General features: G+C 72.8%; 12 protein-coding genes and 1 pseudogene. 6 read left to right on the plus strand and 7 right to left on the minus strand.

Annotation, left to right across the window (positions count from 1 at the left end; genetic code table 11):
* Positions 1-54: 54 nt before the first annotated feature.
* A complete protein-coding gene (locus ACIPPS_RS27015; protein ID WP_401436998.1) occupies positions 55-1587 on the plus strand; it encodes a class I adenylate-forming enzyme family protein in 1533 nt (510 codons plus the stop codon).
* Positions 1588-1656: 69 nt separating this feature from the next.
* Here ACIPPS_RS27015 and ACIPPS_RS27020 read toward each other — a convergent pair whose 3' ends face one another.
* Both ACIPPS_RS27020 and ACIPPS_RS27025 read right to left on the minus strand, forming a co-directional pair.
* On the minus strand, positions 1657-2169 hold the full coding sequence (locus tag ACIPPS_RS27020) for an EF-hand domain-containing protein (RefSeq protein WP_401437000.1): 513 nt from the start codon (positions 2167-2169) through the stop codon (positions 1657-1659).
* A gap of 76 nt (positions 2170-2245) precedes the next feature.
* Positions 2246-2620, minus strand: a complete 375-nt coding sequence (locus ACIPPS_RS27025; protein ID WP_401437002.1) for an STAS domain-containing protein — start codon at positions 2618-2620, stop codon at positions 2246-2248.
* 219 nt (positions 2621-2839) lie between these two features.
* Here ACIPPS_RS27025 and ACIPPS_RS27030 point away from each other — a divergent pair, with 219 nt between their 5' ends.
* Both ACIPPS_RS27030 and ACIPPS_RS27035 read left to right on the plus strand, forming a co-directional pair.
* On the plus strand, positions 2840-3421 hold the full coding sequence (locus ACIPPS_RS27030; RefSeq protein ID WP_401437005.1) for a sigma-70 family RNA polymerase sigma factor: 582 nt from the start codon (positions 2840-2842) through the stop codon (positions 3419-3421).
* Positions 3418-4779 (plus strand): annotated as a pseudogene (locus ACIPPS_RS27035) (zf-HC2 domain-containing protein). Before ACIPPS_RS27030 ends, ACIPPS_RS27035 begins: the two are co-directional and overlap by 4 nt.
* A gap of 65 nt (positions 4780-4844) precedes the next feature.
* Here the strand turns inward: ACIPPS_RS27035 and purU are convergent.
* Entirely contained in the window at positions 4845-5696 is an 852-nt protein-coding gene (gene purU / locus ACIPPS_RS27040) for a formyltetrahydrofolate deformylase (protein WP_401437008.1), read from the minus strand.
* 46 nt (positions 5697-5742) lie between these two features.
* Positions 5743-6189 (minus strand): hypothetical protein, encoded by a 447-nt coding sequence (locus ACIPPS_RS27045; protein WP_401437716.1) that lies wholly within the window; start codon positions 6187-6189, stop codon positions 5743-5745.
* 203 nt (positions 6190-6392) lie between these two features.
* Here ACIPPS_RS27045 and ACIPPS_RS27050 point away from each other — a divergent pair, with 203 nt between their 5' ends.
* Positions 6393-7757, plus strand: a complete 1365-nt coding sequence (locus tag ACIPPS_RS27050; protein ID WP_401437010.1) for an ABC transporter substrate-binding protein — start codon at positions 6393-6395, stop codon at positions 7755-7757.
* A 59-nt stretch (positions 7758-7816) separates the two neighbouring features.
* Here ACIPPS_RS27050 and ACIPPS_RS27055 read toward each other — a convergent pair whose 3' ends face one another.
* Together ACIPPS_RS27055 and ACIPPS_RS27060 are read right to left on the minus strand one after the other, a co-directional pair.
* Positions 7817-9352 (minus strand): hypothetical protein, encoded by a 1536-nt coding sequence (locus tag ACIPPS_RS27055; RefSeq protein WP_401437013.1) that lies wholly within the window; start codon positions 9350-9352, stop codon positions 7817-7819.
* A gap of 159 nt (positions 9353-9511) precedes the next feature.
* Positions 9512-10183, minus strand: coding sequence for a DUF4097 family beta strand repeat-containing protein (locus ACIPPS_RS27060; RefSeq protein ID WP_401437718.1), 672 nt, complete (start codon positions 10181-10183; stop codon positions 9512-9514).
* A gap of 230 nt (positions 10184-10413) precedes the next feature.
* Between ACIPPS_RS27060 and ACIPPS_RS27065 the strand changes: the two genes are divergently transcribed.
* Positions 10414-11136, plus strand: coding sequence for a helix-turn-helix domain-containing protein (locus ACIPPS_RS27065; RefSeq protein ID WP_401437720.1), 723 nt, complete (start codon positions 10414-10416; stop codon positions 11134-11136).
* A 49-nt stretch (positions 11137-11185) separates the two neighbouring features.
* Here the strand turns inward: ACIPPS_RS27065 and ACIPPS_RS27070 are convergent, their stop codons facing one another.
* Positions 11186-12568: a transcriptional regulator gene (locus tag ACIPPS_RS27070; RefSeq protein WP_401437015.1), complete on the minus strand. Its 1383-nt coding sequence runs from the start codon at positions 12566-12568 to the stop codon at positions 11186-11188.
* 283 nt (positions 12569-12851) lie between these two features.
* Between ACIPPS_RS27070 and ACIPPS_RS27075 the strand changes: the two genes are divergently transcribed.
* Positions 12852-13529, plus strand: a complete 678-nt coding sequence (locus ACIPPS_RS27075) for a bifunctional DNA primase/polymerase (protein WP_401437018.1) — start codon at positions 12852-12854, stop codon at positions 13527-13529.
* The last annotated feature ends 38 nt before the right edge of the window (positions 13530-13567 follow it).

A 13567-nucleotide genomic window follows, 5' to 3' on the forward strand; every position in this document is an offset into this window, starting at 1 on the left:
ACGCTCTCCAGACAATCTGACTAGTCGTCAGCTCTGGCGGCGGAGGGGATCGTCGTGACCGAGACCGCACACACCCTGGGCGCCTCCCGCACTCTCTGGGAGCTGGTCGAGCGCCGCGCCGCCCTCACCCCCGACCGGCCGGTCCTCCTCCAGCAGGACCGTTCCCTCACCTTCGGCGAGCTGCGGGACCGCGCCGAGCGGTGCGCCGCCGGGCTGTACGGGATGGGCGTGCGGCCCGGCACGGTGGTGGCCTGGCAGCTGCCCACCCGGATCGAGACCGCGGTCCTCTCCTTCGCCCTCGCCCGCCTGGGCGCCGTGCAGACCCCGGTCATCCCGTTCTACCGGGACCGCGAGGTCGGCTTCGCGCTGCGCGAGTCGAAGGCCGAGTACTTCGCCGTGCCGGGCGTGTGGCGCGGCTTCGACCACACGGACCTGGCGCACCGGCTCGGCGCGCGCGGGGTCTTCGAGGCGTACGGCCCCGCGTCACTGCCCGACGGCGACCCGGCCGTCCTGCCGCCGCCGCCCGCCTCCGGCCAGGACGTCCGGTGGATCTACTGGACCTCCGGCACGACCTCCGACCCCAAGGGCGTCCTGCACACCGACCGCTCCCTCATCGCGGGCGGCTCCTGCCTCGCGCACGCGCTGCACCTGACCGAGGACGACGTCGGTTCGATGGCGTTCCCGTACGCCCACATCGCCGGACCGGACTACACGGTGATGCTGCTGCTCTACGGATTCCCCGCGGTGATGTTCGAACAGTTCGCGCTTCCCGAGGCGCTGGCGGAGTACCGCAGGCACGGGGTGACCGTGGCCGGCGGGTCGACGGCCTTCTACGCGATGTTCCTCGCCGAGCAGCGCAAACTCCCGCCCGGCGAGAAGCTCCTGCCGAGCCTGCGGCTGCTCGCCGGCGGCGGGGCGCCGAAGCCGCCGGAGGTCTACCACGCGGTCGTACGGGAGATGGGGTGCCAGCTCACCCACGGGTACGGCATGACCGAGGTCCCGATGATCACCATGGGCTCACCGGACGACACCCCGGAGAACCTGGCGACCACGGAGGGGCGGCCGCCGGCCGGGATGGAGATACGCATCGCGGACGACGGCGAGGTCAGGCTGCGCGGCGAGGCCGTCTGCCAGGGCTATCTGGACCCGGCGCAGAGCGCCGCCGCCTTCGACGAGGACGGCTTCCTGATCACCGGCGACGTGGGGCACGTCACCGCGAGCGGGCATCTCGTCCTGACCGGGCGGATCAAGGACATCATCATCCGCAAGGGCGAGAACATCTCCGCCAAGGAGATCGAGGACCTGCTGCACGAGCACCCGGGGGTCGGCGACGCGGCCGTGGTCGGCCTGCCGGACCCCGACCGGGGGGAACGGGTCTGCGCGGTGATCGAGCAGCCTCCGGGCGCGGAGCCGCTGACCCTGGCGGGCGTCACGGCGTTCCTGCGCGCGCAGGGCCTCTCGGTCCACAAGCTGCCGGAGCAGCTGGAGGTGGTGGAGGCCCTGCCTCGTAACGAGACGCTGCGGAAGGTGCTCAAGTACAAGCTGAGGGAGCGCTACGGAGCGGGCCCGGGCCCGGCCACCGGCTGAACAGCCCGGTCACGGGTCGATGGGCCCGGTCACCGGTCGATGGGCCCGGTCACCGGTCGTCGAGCCCGGCTACTCCGTCATGAAGTAGTGCGCGAACGCGTCCACCGCCGCCTGCTCGTCGACGGAGCCGGAGGCCACGGTCGGGAGCGTACGGGCGCTCAGCGCGGCCGGCACCGGCGGGATGCCGAGGGCCAGCAGACCGCGCTCCACCTCGGCGGGGGTCCTGGCGATGGCGAGGACGGCGTGCAGGAAGGGCCGGGCGATCTCGGCGAACCGCTCGGGGTGGTCGTGCAGCCGCTTCACGGCGCCGCCGAGGAACTCCTCGCGGCTGACCTTCTGGTCCCCGTCGACGTCGGCGATCCCCGCCATGCCCTGCCAGAACGCCTCGGCGCCGTCGCACAACGCCTGGCCCCGGTCGGAGCGGAACGAGACGTCGAACTCCCGGAGCAGCCGTTTGGCCGCCGTCGTGAAGTCGTCGCGCGAGATCGTCCCGTCGCCGTCCTGGTCGAAGGCGGCGAAACGGCGGGCGATCCGGTGCTCGTAGAGCTGTCCGGGGTCCTGCTCGGGTTCCATGGGCTCCATTCCAGGGAGGGTACGACGATCCGGGCCGCCGTGCAGAGAGGGACGGGCGACCGGAGGACACGCCACGCGGGCATCGCTACGCGGAGAGCGGGAGCGCCTCGTCGTCGACCGCGTCCGCCACGTCCCCGTACACGTCGAACAGGCGGCGCACTCCCAGCGCGGCCAGCACCCGGTTGACGTGCGAGGCGTCCTCCGAGCCGCGCTCGGGCAGGACGACGTGCAGCCGGCCCTGGCAGGAGCGCATCAACCGACGCGAGGCGATCAGCACGCCCACGCCGCTGGAGTCGCAGAACAGCACCTCCGAGAGGTCGAGGACGACGTCGTGGCGACCGCCCGCGACCGCGTCGTGGACACGTCTCCTGACCAGCGGCGAGGTCAGCAGATCCAGCTCCCCGCTGATCCGCAGCACGGTCCAGGAGCCCTGCTCTTCTTCGTCGACGTGGAGGTTCACGCGTGCGCGCCCTTCGGGAGGAAGCGGTGGCTTCAAGCGGAGGCAGTCGTTCCCATCCCCACCCGCTTCCCAGGGGCCGCGACTCGAAACCCTCCGGATCGTGGATGACGCTTTCCTTACCATCCGGCCCCGCCCGGGGGGCGTACTTGCCGCAAAGGGGAGTGCGCTGTCGGGCGGCCCATTACTTTGGAGGGTGAACTCGGGTCGGGAGGTCGACGCATGGCGAAGGACACACCACCGCGCTGGGACCGCAGGATGCAGCAGCGGCTGGCGCGCGGTGAGGCCGCCGCGCTCGGCGAGCTGTACGACCGGTTCGCCTCGCTGGTGCACAGCCTCGCGCACCGGGTCCTCGACGACGACGACGCCGCCGACCAGGTCACCCGCGAGGTCTTCGGCTACATCTGGGAGAACCCCGACGCCTACGACCCGAAGCAGGGCAACATGCGCTCGTGGGTGGCCAAGCTGACCCAGCGCCAGGCCGTGTACCGGCTGCGCCAGACGGAGGCGACGGCGTACGCGGAGACCGGGGAGGGTTCGGCGGAGGAGCTGGAGCAGAAGGTGCGCCGGGCCTCGGTCGCGGCCCGCGCCGACTACATCGTGACGTCGATGCCGGCGCCGCTGCGGGCGGCCCTGGAACTGGCGTACTTCCAGCGCCGCGACTACCGCCAGACGGCGGCGGACCTCGGCGTGACGGAGGACGAGGCACGGCGCCGGCTGCGGCTCGGACTGCAGCTGCTGTCGACGGCGAACACGCGCCCGCTGGAGGGGTCCTCGCCGCCCGGGTACGGACGCTCGCTGTGAACGGCCCGGACGACACGCCCGACGGCGTGGCGCGCGCTCCACGGATACCTGGCCAGCGGGCGGCGGCGGACGACCACGCGGACCTGACGGCACGGATCGAGCCGGTCGAGCCGGTGACGCCGGCGGTTGAGCCGGTGACGCCGGTGGAGACGGTGACGCCGGTGGTCGAGCCGGTGGAGGGCCTCCCGCCGTCGGCACCGCCGCCCGCACCGTCGCCCGCGCCACCGCCGCCGCCCGCGCCCCCCGCACCACCCGTGCCCCCGACGCACAGTGTCCTGAAATCGCTGCTCGGCGCGTGGGCGCTCTCGGCGTGCTCGCCGGAGGAGACCCAGGCGGTCGAGGACCATCTGACCGAGTGCGCGCCGTGTGCGGACGAGGCGCTGCGGCTGCGGGACGCGGTCGGGCTGCTGCACTCCGAGCGGGACCTGGATCTGGACCCGCTGCTGCGCTCCCGGGTCCTGGAGAACTGCCTGGGCAGGCGCCCGGCCAGGATCCCGGTGCCCGGCTGGGCGACTCCGTACGACGCGGAGACGGCACGGCTCGACGCGCTGCTGCGGGACATCGGCGAGTCGGAGTGGCACGCGCCGGTCCGGCTGAAGTGGTTCGAGGGCGAGCGGCCGGTCACGCGCAAGACGACGGTGGCCGGGGTGATCGGTCATCTGCTGACGGTGGACGGCCTGGTGTCGACGGCGCTCGGCCTGGACGACCCGCTGGGGCCGACGTCCACGGAGGTCGTGCCGACGGAGCGTACGGAGGCCTACTGGCGGGGCTCGTACCACCCGCCGACGCGCGGGGTACGGGAGCCGTGGCGGGAGCAGAGCCACACGCTGATCCGCACGGTGTCGTTCGCCGGGCGGGGCGTGGCGGATCTGACGGTGACGTACGGCGACTTCGCGCTGCCGATGCGGGACTCGCTGCTTGAGCGGGCGTTCGAGTGCTGGGTGCACGCGGACGACATCGCGAACGCGGTGGCGTACCCGTACGAGCCGCCGAGCGGGGCGCACCTGCACGACATGATCGACCTGGCGGCGCGGCTGCTTCCGGCGGCGCTGGCCGGCTGACGGCGCGCGGGCCTGGCGTCCCCGGCCCGCCAGCTGGTGGCGGCGGGCGCCCCGGGCCGCTCGCTCCATCTGGAGGTCGAGGGCTCGGGCGGCGGCCACTGGTACATCGCCCTGGACTCCCCCGCGGCCATAGGCTCCCCGGACCACGCGGTGGCCCAGGTGGCGATGGACGGCGTCGAGTTCTGCCAGCTCGTGGCGGGCCATGTCCCGCCGGAGGAGGCCGCGGTGGGCCAGGACGGCGACCGGGAGGCCATCCGGGACGTCCTCTTCGCGGCGGCCGGTCTGAGCCGGCTGTAGCGCGAGGCGCCCGCGCTCCGCGGACCGCCCGCGCGGCAGCGGACCGCCCGCGCCGCAGCGGTCCGCTACGCGAAGACGACCGTGCGGCGGCCGTTCAGGAGGATGCGGCGTTCCGCGTGCCACTTCACCGCGCGGGCCAGCGCCTGGCACTCCACGTCGCGGCCGACCGCCACCAGCTGGTCCGGGGTGACCTCGTGGCCCACCCGCTCGACCTCCTGCTCGATGATCGGGCCCTCGTCGAGGTCGGCCGTCACGTAGTGGGCCGTCGCGCCGATCAGCTTCACGCCGCGCGCGTGCGCCTGGTGGTAGGGCTTCGCGCCCTTGAAGCTCGGCAGGAAGGAGTGGTGGATGTTGATGATCCGGCCCGACAGCTGCTTGCACAGGTCGTCCGAGAGGACCTGCATGTAGCGGGCGAGCACGACCAGTTCGACGTTCTCCTCGCGCACCAGCGCGAGCAGCTCCGCCTCCGCCTCCGCCTTGTTGTCCTTCGTGACCGGAATGTGGCGGAAGGGGATGCCGTACGAGCCGACCAGCTCAGCGAAGTCCGTGTGGTTCGAGACGACCGCGACGATCTCCACCGGCAGCGCCCCGATGCGCGAGCGGAAGAGCAGGTCGTTCAGGCAGTGGCCGAACTTCGACACCATCAGCACGACGCGCATCCGCTCGTCGGCCCGGTTGATGTGCCAGTCCATCGCGAACGAGTCGCCCACCGCCGTGAAGCTCGCGCGGAGCTTCTCCACGGTCACCGGCTCCTCCGCCGAGAAGTGGACCCGCATGAAGAAGAGGCCGGTGTCCCGGTCCTTGAACTGCTGGCTGTCCTCGATGTTGCAACCCGTGATGAAGAGGTAGCTCGACACGGCGTGCACGATGCCCTGTTTGTCCGGGCAGGAAAGCGTGAGGACGTACTGGTCGGTCATCCCCGTAGCCTTTCATATCCGGCCACCTGGGTACCGCCTCCGTCCGTCAGACGGACCCCGTCATGATCCGCAGCACGTCCAGGGAGCGCGGGGGCGTGTCCGGGTCCTCACCGTCCGAGGACGCCATCCGTACGTGGGCCTCGCGGGCCGCGCGCACGGCCTCCGGCCACCCGTGGTGCTCCATGTACGCCGAGAACGGCGCGTCCGGCCCCACCTGGTGCATGATCCGCAGCACCCGCAGCACGGCGACGTCCACCAGCGCGGCCTCGCCCGAGTCGCGGAAGATCGTCCCGACGTACTTCTCGGCGGACCAGTTGTCCAGCCACGTGTCCTCGACCAGGCGGTAGACGGCGTCGGTGACGTCGCCGTACCCCTCCTGGCCGGCCAGCCAGGTGGTCTCGTGGAACCCGGGGTCGGAGAGCATGTGCAGCGCCGAGCGCACGTTGCTGCGCCAGCGCCACCACGGCAAGTCGTTGAGCGGCATGCCGCCCATGGTGGAGGAGCGACGGCCGCGACGGGAAGAGTTCACCGAACCTGAGACTGGACTGGACACCGTTCGATCGTACGTTCCCCCGTCAAGATCGGCGGACCATCCCTCCCCGCTTGGCCGCGGCCCCCGGGAATTCACCGTGACGTCACCCCTCGTTGAACCATGCACACTTCTGCGTTACCCGTGGGGCGGAATTGTGCGTGTCCATGACCGGTAGGCGACTGACCTCACTCCTCGCGTACGTCACGACGGCAGCGGCCGGGGCGTCCTTGCTCACCGGCTGCGGCGTGATTCCTGGGACCACGGGGGGATCCAGGGAGCCCGTCACCGTCATGACCTGGGCACCCGACGGGACCCGCGCCACCAACCAGCCCGGCATGCCCGCCATGGCCCAGGCCTTCGCCCGCTGGGTGAACGCCTCCGGCGGCATCGACGGCCACGAACTCAAGATCCTCACCTGCAACGAGCAGAACACCTCCTCCGGTGCCGCCGCCTGCGCCCGCCGCGCCGTCCGCGAGAAGGTCGTCGCCGTCGTCGGCTCGTACAGCCAGAACGGGCGCGCCTTCATGGCGCCCCTGGAGGCGGCCGAGATCCCGTACATCGGCGGCTACGGCATCTCCGAGGACGAGTTCACCAGCCCGCTGTCCTACCCGGTGAACGGCGGACTCGCCTCGCTGATGGCAGGTCACGGCATGCAGCTCGCCGAGTCCTGCCGGAAGGTCTCCCTCGTCCGGCCCGACACCCTCGCCGGTGACAAGCTGCCCGACCTCCTCAACTCCGGGCTGCGCAAGAGCAGCCACGACGGCGCCACCGACATCCCGGCCGTCGAGGACGCCGCCGAGTACACCGCGCAGGCCGAGCGCGCCCGCACCAGGGCCGGCGCCGACGACGGCTGCGTCGCCGCCGTGCTCGGGGAGCGCACCCAGACCTTCTTCGACTCCTTCCGCCGCCTCCCGGCGGACGAGGACGCCACGGGCGACGGCTCCGGCGGCGGCTCGGACGACGACAGCTCCGACGACGGCTCCGGGGGCGGCTCCGGCGACGGCTCCGGCGACGGCTCCGGGGGCGGCGAGGACGCGGAGAGCGTACGGATCTCCTCCGTGCTCGGCAGCGTCAGCCAGCCCGTCATCGACCGCACCGGCGGCGCGCACAGCCCCTTCGAGGGCGCGTACGTCACCGGCTGGTACCCGGAGGCCAACGACGAGCGCTGGGCGCCGATGCGCAAGGTCATCAAGGAGCACGCGTTCGTCGACAACCGGGTCGACCCGACGGACGCGGGCGTCCAGACGACCTGGATCGCGTACACCGTCCTGAAGAAGGTGATCGAGTCGCTCGACACCGACTCGATCACGGCGGGGGCCGTCGCGCACGCCCTGGACCAGGGGGTCCGGATCGACACCGGCGGCCTCACCCCGGCGCTGCGCTGGCGGTACGAGGACATGCTCGGCGCGCCCCGCTTCCCCCGGATCGTCAACCACGAGGTGACGTTCCAGGTGGTCCGCAAGGGTCAGCTCGTGGCGCAGAAGCCCGGGTTCGTCGACGTCGGCGAGACCGTCCTCAGCGCCCCCTGACGCGCCCGCGGCCGGGGGCCGCCCGCCAGCGCCCCCGCGGCCCGCCCGGACCCGCCGGCCTACAGCTGGGTGGGGGTGCGCTTGGACAGGCCGTACTTCTCCGCGGTGGGGTTCCACAGCGACGCCGCCTCGCGCTTGGCGATCGTGGCGTCGGAGCTCTTCTTGCCCGCCTCGACGGTGTGCGTGGTGCTCCGGGCCTTGCCCCCCTTGCACAGCTTGTCGTTGCCCTTGACCTGGTCCGCCCAGGCCGCGTAGTGGTCGTCGGCGGACGCCGACGCCTGCCAGGCCTTGGTGAGGGCGGTGTTCAGGGCCGCGTTGTCCGGGAGCTTGTCGACGGTCAGGCCCTGCAGCCGGGTCACCAGGGCGCGCCGCTGTCCGGCGGCGCCGCGCAGGTCGGTGGCGGCCTGGTCGAGGTTCTTGCACTGCTTGATGGACTCGACCGAACGGATCACCGCGTCGCGGCTGTCGTTGCTGTCCGCGAGCAGCTTGTCGAGCGCCTGCGCCTGCGGCTCGGCGGGGTCGGCCGGCTTCTCGCTCGGCGCGGTCGACGGGGTGCCGGTGCCGGCGGCCACCGTCTCGCCGGGGCCCTTGTCCTTCTTCTCGTCCCCGCCGCTGAGCAGGGCGCCGGCGCCGAGGCCGACGACCGCGCAGCCGACGACGACGGCGGCGATCAGGGCGACGGGCGACTTGCGGCGCGGCGCGGGCTCGTCGTCGTAGTCGTCCTGGTACGCGCCCTGGAAGGCGGGCGGCACGGGCGGCTGCTGCTGGAACTGCTGCTGCGGCGGGGTGTACGGCGCCTGCTGGAACTGCTGGGGCGTCTGCGGCTGGTGGGTGGAGTGCTGCGGCTGCTGCGGCAGGTGCTGCGTCGCGTCGCTGCGGAAGAGGTTGTCGAACTCCGCGGGCGGCTGCCGCTCGCCGGACGTCTGCGCCGGTACGGGGGCGATGTACTGGGTCGCGTCGGACGCACCGGCCGGCTGCTGCGGCCGCCCGAGGGGGCCGGTGCCGAGGAACTGGGTGTCCGGGCCGCCGCCCTGGGAGGCGACGGGCGGGATGTGCTGGGTCGCCTGCATGTCGCCGGCGCCGGGGTGCGCGGACCCGGGTCCGGCCTGCGGGTAGCCGTAGCCGGGCTGGGCGGGCGCCGCCGGGGGGTAGCCGTAGCCGGGCTGTGTGTGCGGCTGGGCGGTGGCCGGGTAGCCGTAGCCGCCCGGCGGCGGGGTGGCGGAGGGTATCCCGCCGTGCGCCCCGGGCATCGCGCCCGGCATCGGTCCTGGCATCGGCCCCGGGCCCCCGGCGGGGGGCCCGCCCTGCGGCGGGACCGGCGCGATGAACTGCGTCGCCTGCATGTCGGAGGCCCCGCCCGGTACGGCCTCCGGCGGGAGCGGCTGGGCCGGGGGCAGCGGCTGCGCGGGCTGCTGCGGCGGCTGCTGTCCCTGCGGTCCCCCACCGGGGCCCCAGGCTCCGCCCCACGGCAGGCCGCCGGCCGGGGTCGCGCCCTGGCCGGTCTCCACGCCGCCCTCCGCGGGCAGCACGACACCTTCGTGCGTGGGCCGTACCGCCGGATAGTGCGGCTCCGGACCCTGTCCGCTCTGCGTCACCGGGACTCCTACTGATGGACCTACGGAATCGTCGGCTCACGCTACCGGGTGCGTCCGGCGCCGTGCACACGCGTGTGAGACCGGTAACAGGTCCACAACGAACCCGTACCGGTCTCACCGTCAACTCCCTTAGCTCCAGGGCCCGAAGGCCCCAGCTGTTCAGAGGCTGCGGGCGGTGATGTCGCCGTGGACGGTCGTCGCGTGGATGACCAGGCGGGCGGCGCCGCCGTCGGCGTTCTTGAGGGAGTTGTGGATCCGGCCGAGGGTGGTGCCGGCGTCCAGCGAGGCGGAGGCGCCGCGTGCGGCGTCCACCGACACGTTCCCCGCCTGGGTGCTCAGGACGACGGTGCCGCCCATGGCCTCGGCGATCCGGATGTCGCCCTGGAGTGTGCTGATCTCGGCCGAGCCGCCCAGGCGGCCGACCACGACGTCACCGCCGAGGGCGGTGAGGCGCAGGCTCGCGGCCTCGTCGACCTTGATCTCGCCGTGCGCGCCGTCGAAGACCACCTCACCGAGGCGCCCGACGCCCCGGAACTCGGCGGCGGCGGACTTCGCCTCGACCCGGGAGCCGGCGGGCAGCTGGAGGGTCACCTCGACGGAGCCGGTGTTGCCGAGGAGCTGGTTCTTCGCCGGCGGGGTGGTGACCCGCAGGACACCGTCCGCGTACTCGACGGTGGTCCCCTCGGCGGCCTTCACGTCGCGCCCCTTGGAGGCGTTCGCGGGGCGGACCTCGACCGTGGCGTCGGCCCGGTCGGCGGCGATGACCTGGACGCGGCCCGCGGTGATGTCGAGGACGGCGGCGATCGGGGCGGTGGTGGCGAACGTCTGCATCATGCTCTCCTTGGTGTGCGTTTCTCGTTTCCGACAACACAAACGCTACGTTGTGTTCACAGTTCTCGCAACAAGTTCGTTGCACACAAAGTGCATTTACGCAGCCCAGAGCAGCAATTTCATTGCAACGAGTAGACTTCTAACGCAACATCAAGGGCTTCCACCGTTGCATTGGATGAGAGATGAACGCTATGCTGACGACAGCGACGGAAAAGACGAAGGAGATCGCGATGCCGGGAGGCAGGCTCACCCAGCAGGAACGCCAGCAGATCGCGCTGGGACTGGCCGACGGCCTCGCCTACGCGGAGATCGCCAGGCGCCTGGACCGTCCGACCTCGACGGTCACCCGCGAGGTCATGCGCAACGGCGGCCCCAGCTCCTACCGCGCCGACCTGGCCCACCGCGCCACCGAGCACCGCGCCCACCGGCGCAGGCCCGCCAGCCCCCGGGGCGCGGCCGCGCCCCCGCAGCCCTACGGACGCGACGCCGAGGCCGTGCGGGCGTACGAGGAGCAGTTCACCACCCTCCTCATGCAGCAGGGCCTGCCCAAGATGATGTCCGGCGTGCTGACCTGCCTCTTCACCACCGACTCCGGCAGCCTCACCGCGGCCGAGCTCGTCCAGCGCCTCCAGGTCAGCCCGGCGTCCATCTCCAAGGCGATCACGTTCCTCGAGAGCCAGGGACTCGTCCGCCGGGAGCGCGACGACCGCCGACGCGAGCGCTACGCCGTCGACGCCGACGTCTGGTACCAGTCGATGGTCGCCGCCGCCCGGGCCAACACCCAGTTCGCCGAGACCGCCCGGCAGGGCGTCGGCATCCTCGGAGCCGACACCCCCGCCGCCGCCCGCCTGGAGAGCATCGCGCGCTTCATGGACTTCGTCGGCGAGAGCATCGCCCGCGCCGCGGTCCAGGCCCGCGAGGTCCTCTCCACCAAGCCCGAGGACACCCCCTAGGGCCTTTCGTCCGGACCGGCCGGATCCTTCGGATCACCGCTCACGCCGCTCACGCGGCGTGGAGCGTGAGCCTCGCCTCGAACTCCCGGACCGCCGGCTCCCCCGCGAACGGCTCCAGACGGTCCTTCAGGTCGTCCAGGTACTCCGCGCCCCGCGACGAGCGCAGCGTCGTGAGGAGTTCGAGCGCCCGCGTGCCCGTGTGGCAGGCCTGCTCGACCTCGCGCCGCTGCACCTGCGCGGAGGCGAGCAGCACCAACCCGATCGCCCGCCGCCGGGCCCGCGTCTCGGGGTGGCCCTCCAGCGACTCCTCGGCCGCCCGCGCCGCCTCCTGCGCCTGCCCCAGGTCCCGGTGGCAGTGGGCCAGTTCGTCGGCCAGGTACGCGTGGTCGAAGTGCGCGATCCACGACGGGTCGTCCCCCGCCTCCGGATCCGCCCGCTCCAACGCGCGTACCGCCCGCCCCGCGACCGCGCCGAAGGAGTGCGCGTCCCCGAGCAGCGCGTGGCCCCGGGCCTCCGCCGCGAAGAACATCGCCTCCGCCCTCGGCGTCACCCGGCCCCGCGCGCCCTCCTGCGCCGCCCGCGCCAACTGCGCGATCTCCCGCGGGTTGCCGAGCTCGGCGGCCAGATGACTCATCGACGCGGCCAGCACATAGCCGCCGTACGCCCGGTCCCCCGCCGCCTGCGCGAGCCGCAGCGCCTGGATGTAGTACCGCTGGGCGAGCCCCGGCTGCCCGGTGTCCACCGCCATGTACCCGGCCAGCTCCGTGAGCCTCGCGACCGCCGCGAACAGCTGCCGGCCGACCGCCTCCCGGTACGAACCCGAAAGCAGCCCCGCCACCACGCTGTTCAGATAGTGCACCACCACCGGTCGCACGTGCCCGCTGCCGAACCGCCGGTCCAGATCGACCAGCGCCGCCGTCATCGCCCGGACCGCCTCCACGTCCGAGACCCCGACCCGCGCCCCCGCCGACCGGGCCACGTGCGCGTCCGCGCCCGTGATCAGCCAGTCCCGGCTCGGCTCCACCAGCGCGGAGGCCGCCACCGTGGAACCGGAGAGGAAGTCCCGACGCCCCACGTCACTGCGCCACAGCTCGCAGACCTGCTCGATCGCGCCGAGCACCGTCGGCGCGAACTGCAGCCCCACGCCCGCCGCCAGGTTCTTGCCGTTCGCCATCCCGATCTCGTCGATCGTGACCGTGCGTCCCAACTTCCGTCCCAGCGCCTCCGCGATGATGCCCGGCGCCCGGCCGCGCGGCTGCTGCCCGCGCAGCCAGCGCGCCACCGACGTCTTGTCGTACCGCAGATCGAGACCGCGCTCGGACCCGACCATGTTGACCCTGCGGGCGAGGCCCGCGTTGGAACACGCGGCCTCCTGAATGAGCGCCTGCAGCCGTTCGTTCGGCTGACGGGCGACGAGTGGCCTGGCTGACATGACTACCCCCTGAGGCCGTGAGTGATCGATGAGAACTGATCACTGCCCGGCGGATATCCGGTCAATGCCGATGTGAACACGCGAAACCGGACGCATCGGCCACGAGGCAACCCCGGTGCGGGGCACGGCCGACACCCCCCACCTCTGGCTACCCCACCCCCGCTCCCCGGCCCCACGCGCGCCCCCGTCCGTGCACCCATGCGCCCCGTCGTGCAGGATCGATGCTCCACACCACGCGCCCCACCGCCCGTAACCCCAGGTGACGGCGGGAGTTGAGTTCACCGTGGATGAGACCATCGGAGTCACGGAAGCCGCACAGATCCCCAAGCAGCGAGGCGAGCAGCTGCTGGACAGCGCCGTGCGGTACGCGGAAGAGCGGCACTGGGACGTGTTCCCCGGGACCTGGCTGGAGGCGGTCGAGGGCCGGGAGCGGTGCTCCTGCGGCGCGGAGGCGTGCGTCATGCCCGGCGCGCACCCGGCCAGGCCCGACTGGTCGACCCAGGCGACCGGCAGCGCCGTCGGGGCGCGGCGCATGTGGTCGAAGCAGCCCAAGGCGTCGATCCTGCTGCCGACCGGCCGTACCTTCGACGCGATCGAGGTGCCGGAGTCGGCGGGCTTCCTGGCGCTGGCCCGGATGGAGCGCATGGAGCTCACGCTCGGTCCGGTGACCTGTACGCCGGACCGCCGGATGTACTTCTTCGTCCTGCCGGGCGCCGCGGCCAAGGTCCCCGATCTCGTACGGAAGCTGGGCTGGGCCCCCGCCTCCATCGACCTGACCACGCGCGGCGAGGGGTTCTACGTGGCGGCGCCGCCCACCCGGGTCGGCGGGCACGGCGCGGTGCAGTGGGCCCGGCGCCCCACCGCCGCCAACCGCTGGCTGCCCGACGCCGAGGAGCTGCTCAGCGCCCTGGCGTACGCGTGCGGGCGGGAAGCCGCCGCGGAACGGGCCCGCCGCGCCTGAGAGAGGGCCCCTTAGGGTGTCCCCGTACGCAGTACGGG

The organism is Streptomyces sp. NPDC090127, from assembly GCF_044746945.1.
Taxonomy (GTDB): Bacteria; Actinomycetota; Actinomycetes; order Streptomycetales; family Streptomycetaceae; genus Streptomyces.

Coding starts and splice junctions, on each gene's coding strand:
- ACIPPS_RS27030 (WP_401437005.1), top strand. CDS start 2,840: ATGGCGAAGGACACACCACCGCGCTGGGACCGCAGGATGCAGCAGCGG.
- ACIPPS_RS27070 (WP_401437015.1), bottom strand. CDS start 12,568: ATGTCAGCCAGGCCACTCGTCGCCCGTCAGCCGAACGAACGGCTGCAG.
- purU (WP_401437008.1), bottom strand. CDS start 5,696: ATGACCGACCAGTACGTCCTCACGCTTTCCTGCCCGGACAAACAGGGC.
- ACIPPS_RS27065 (WP_401437720.1), top strand. CDS start 10,414: ATGCCGGGAGGCAGGCTCACCCAGCAGGAACGCCAGCAGATCGCGCTG.
- ACIPPS_RS27045 (WP_401437716.1), bottom strand. CDS start 6,189: ATGGGCGGCATGCCGCTCAACGACTTGCCGTGGTGGCGCTGGCGCAGC.
- ACIPPS_RS27020 (WP_401437000.1), bottom strand. CDS start 2,169: ATGGAGCCCATGGAACCCGAGCAGGACCCCGGACAGCTCTACGAGCAC.
- ACIPPS_RS27050 (WP_401437010.1), top strand. CDS start 6,393: ATGACCGGTAGGCGACTGACCTCACTCCTCGCGTACGTCACGACGGCA.
- ACIPPS_RS27060 (WP_401437718.1), bottom strand. CDS start 10,183: ATGCAGACGTTCGCCACCACCGCCCCGATCGCCGCCGTCCTCGACATC.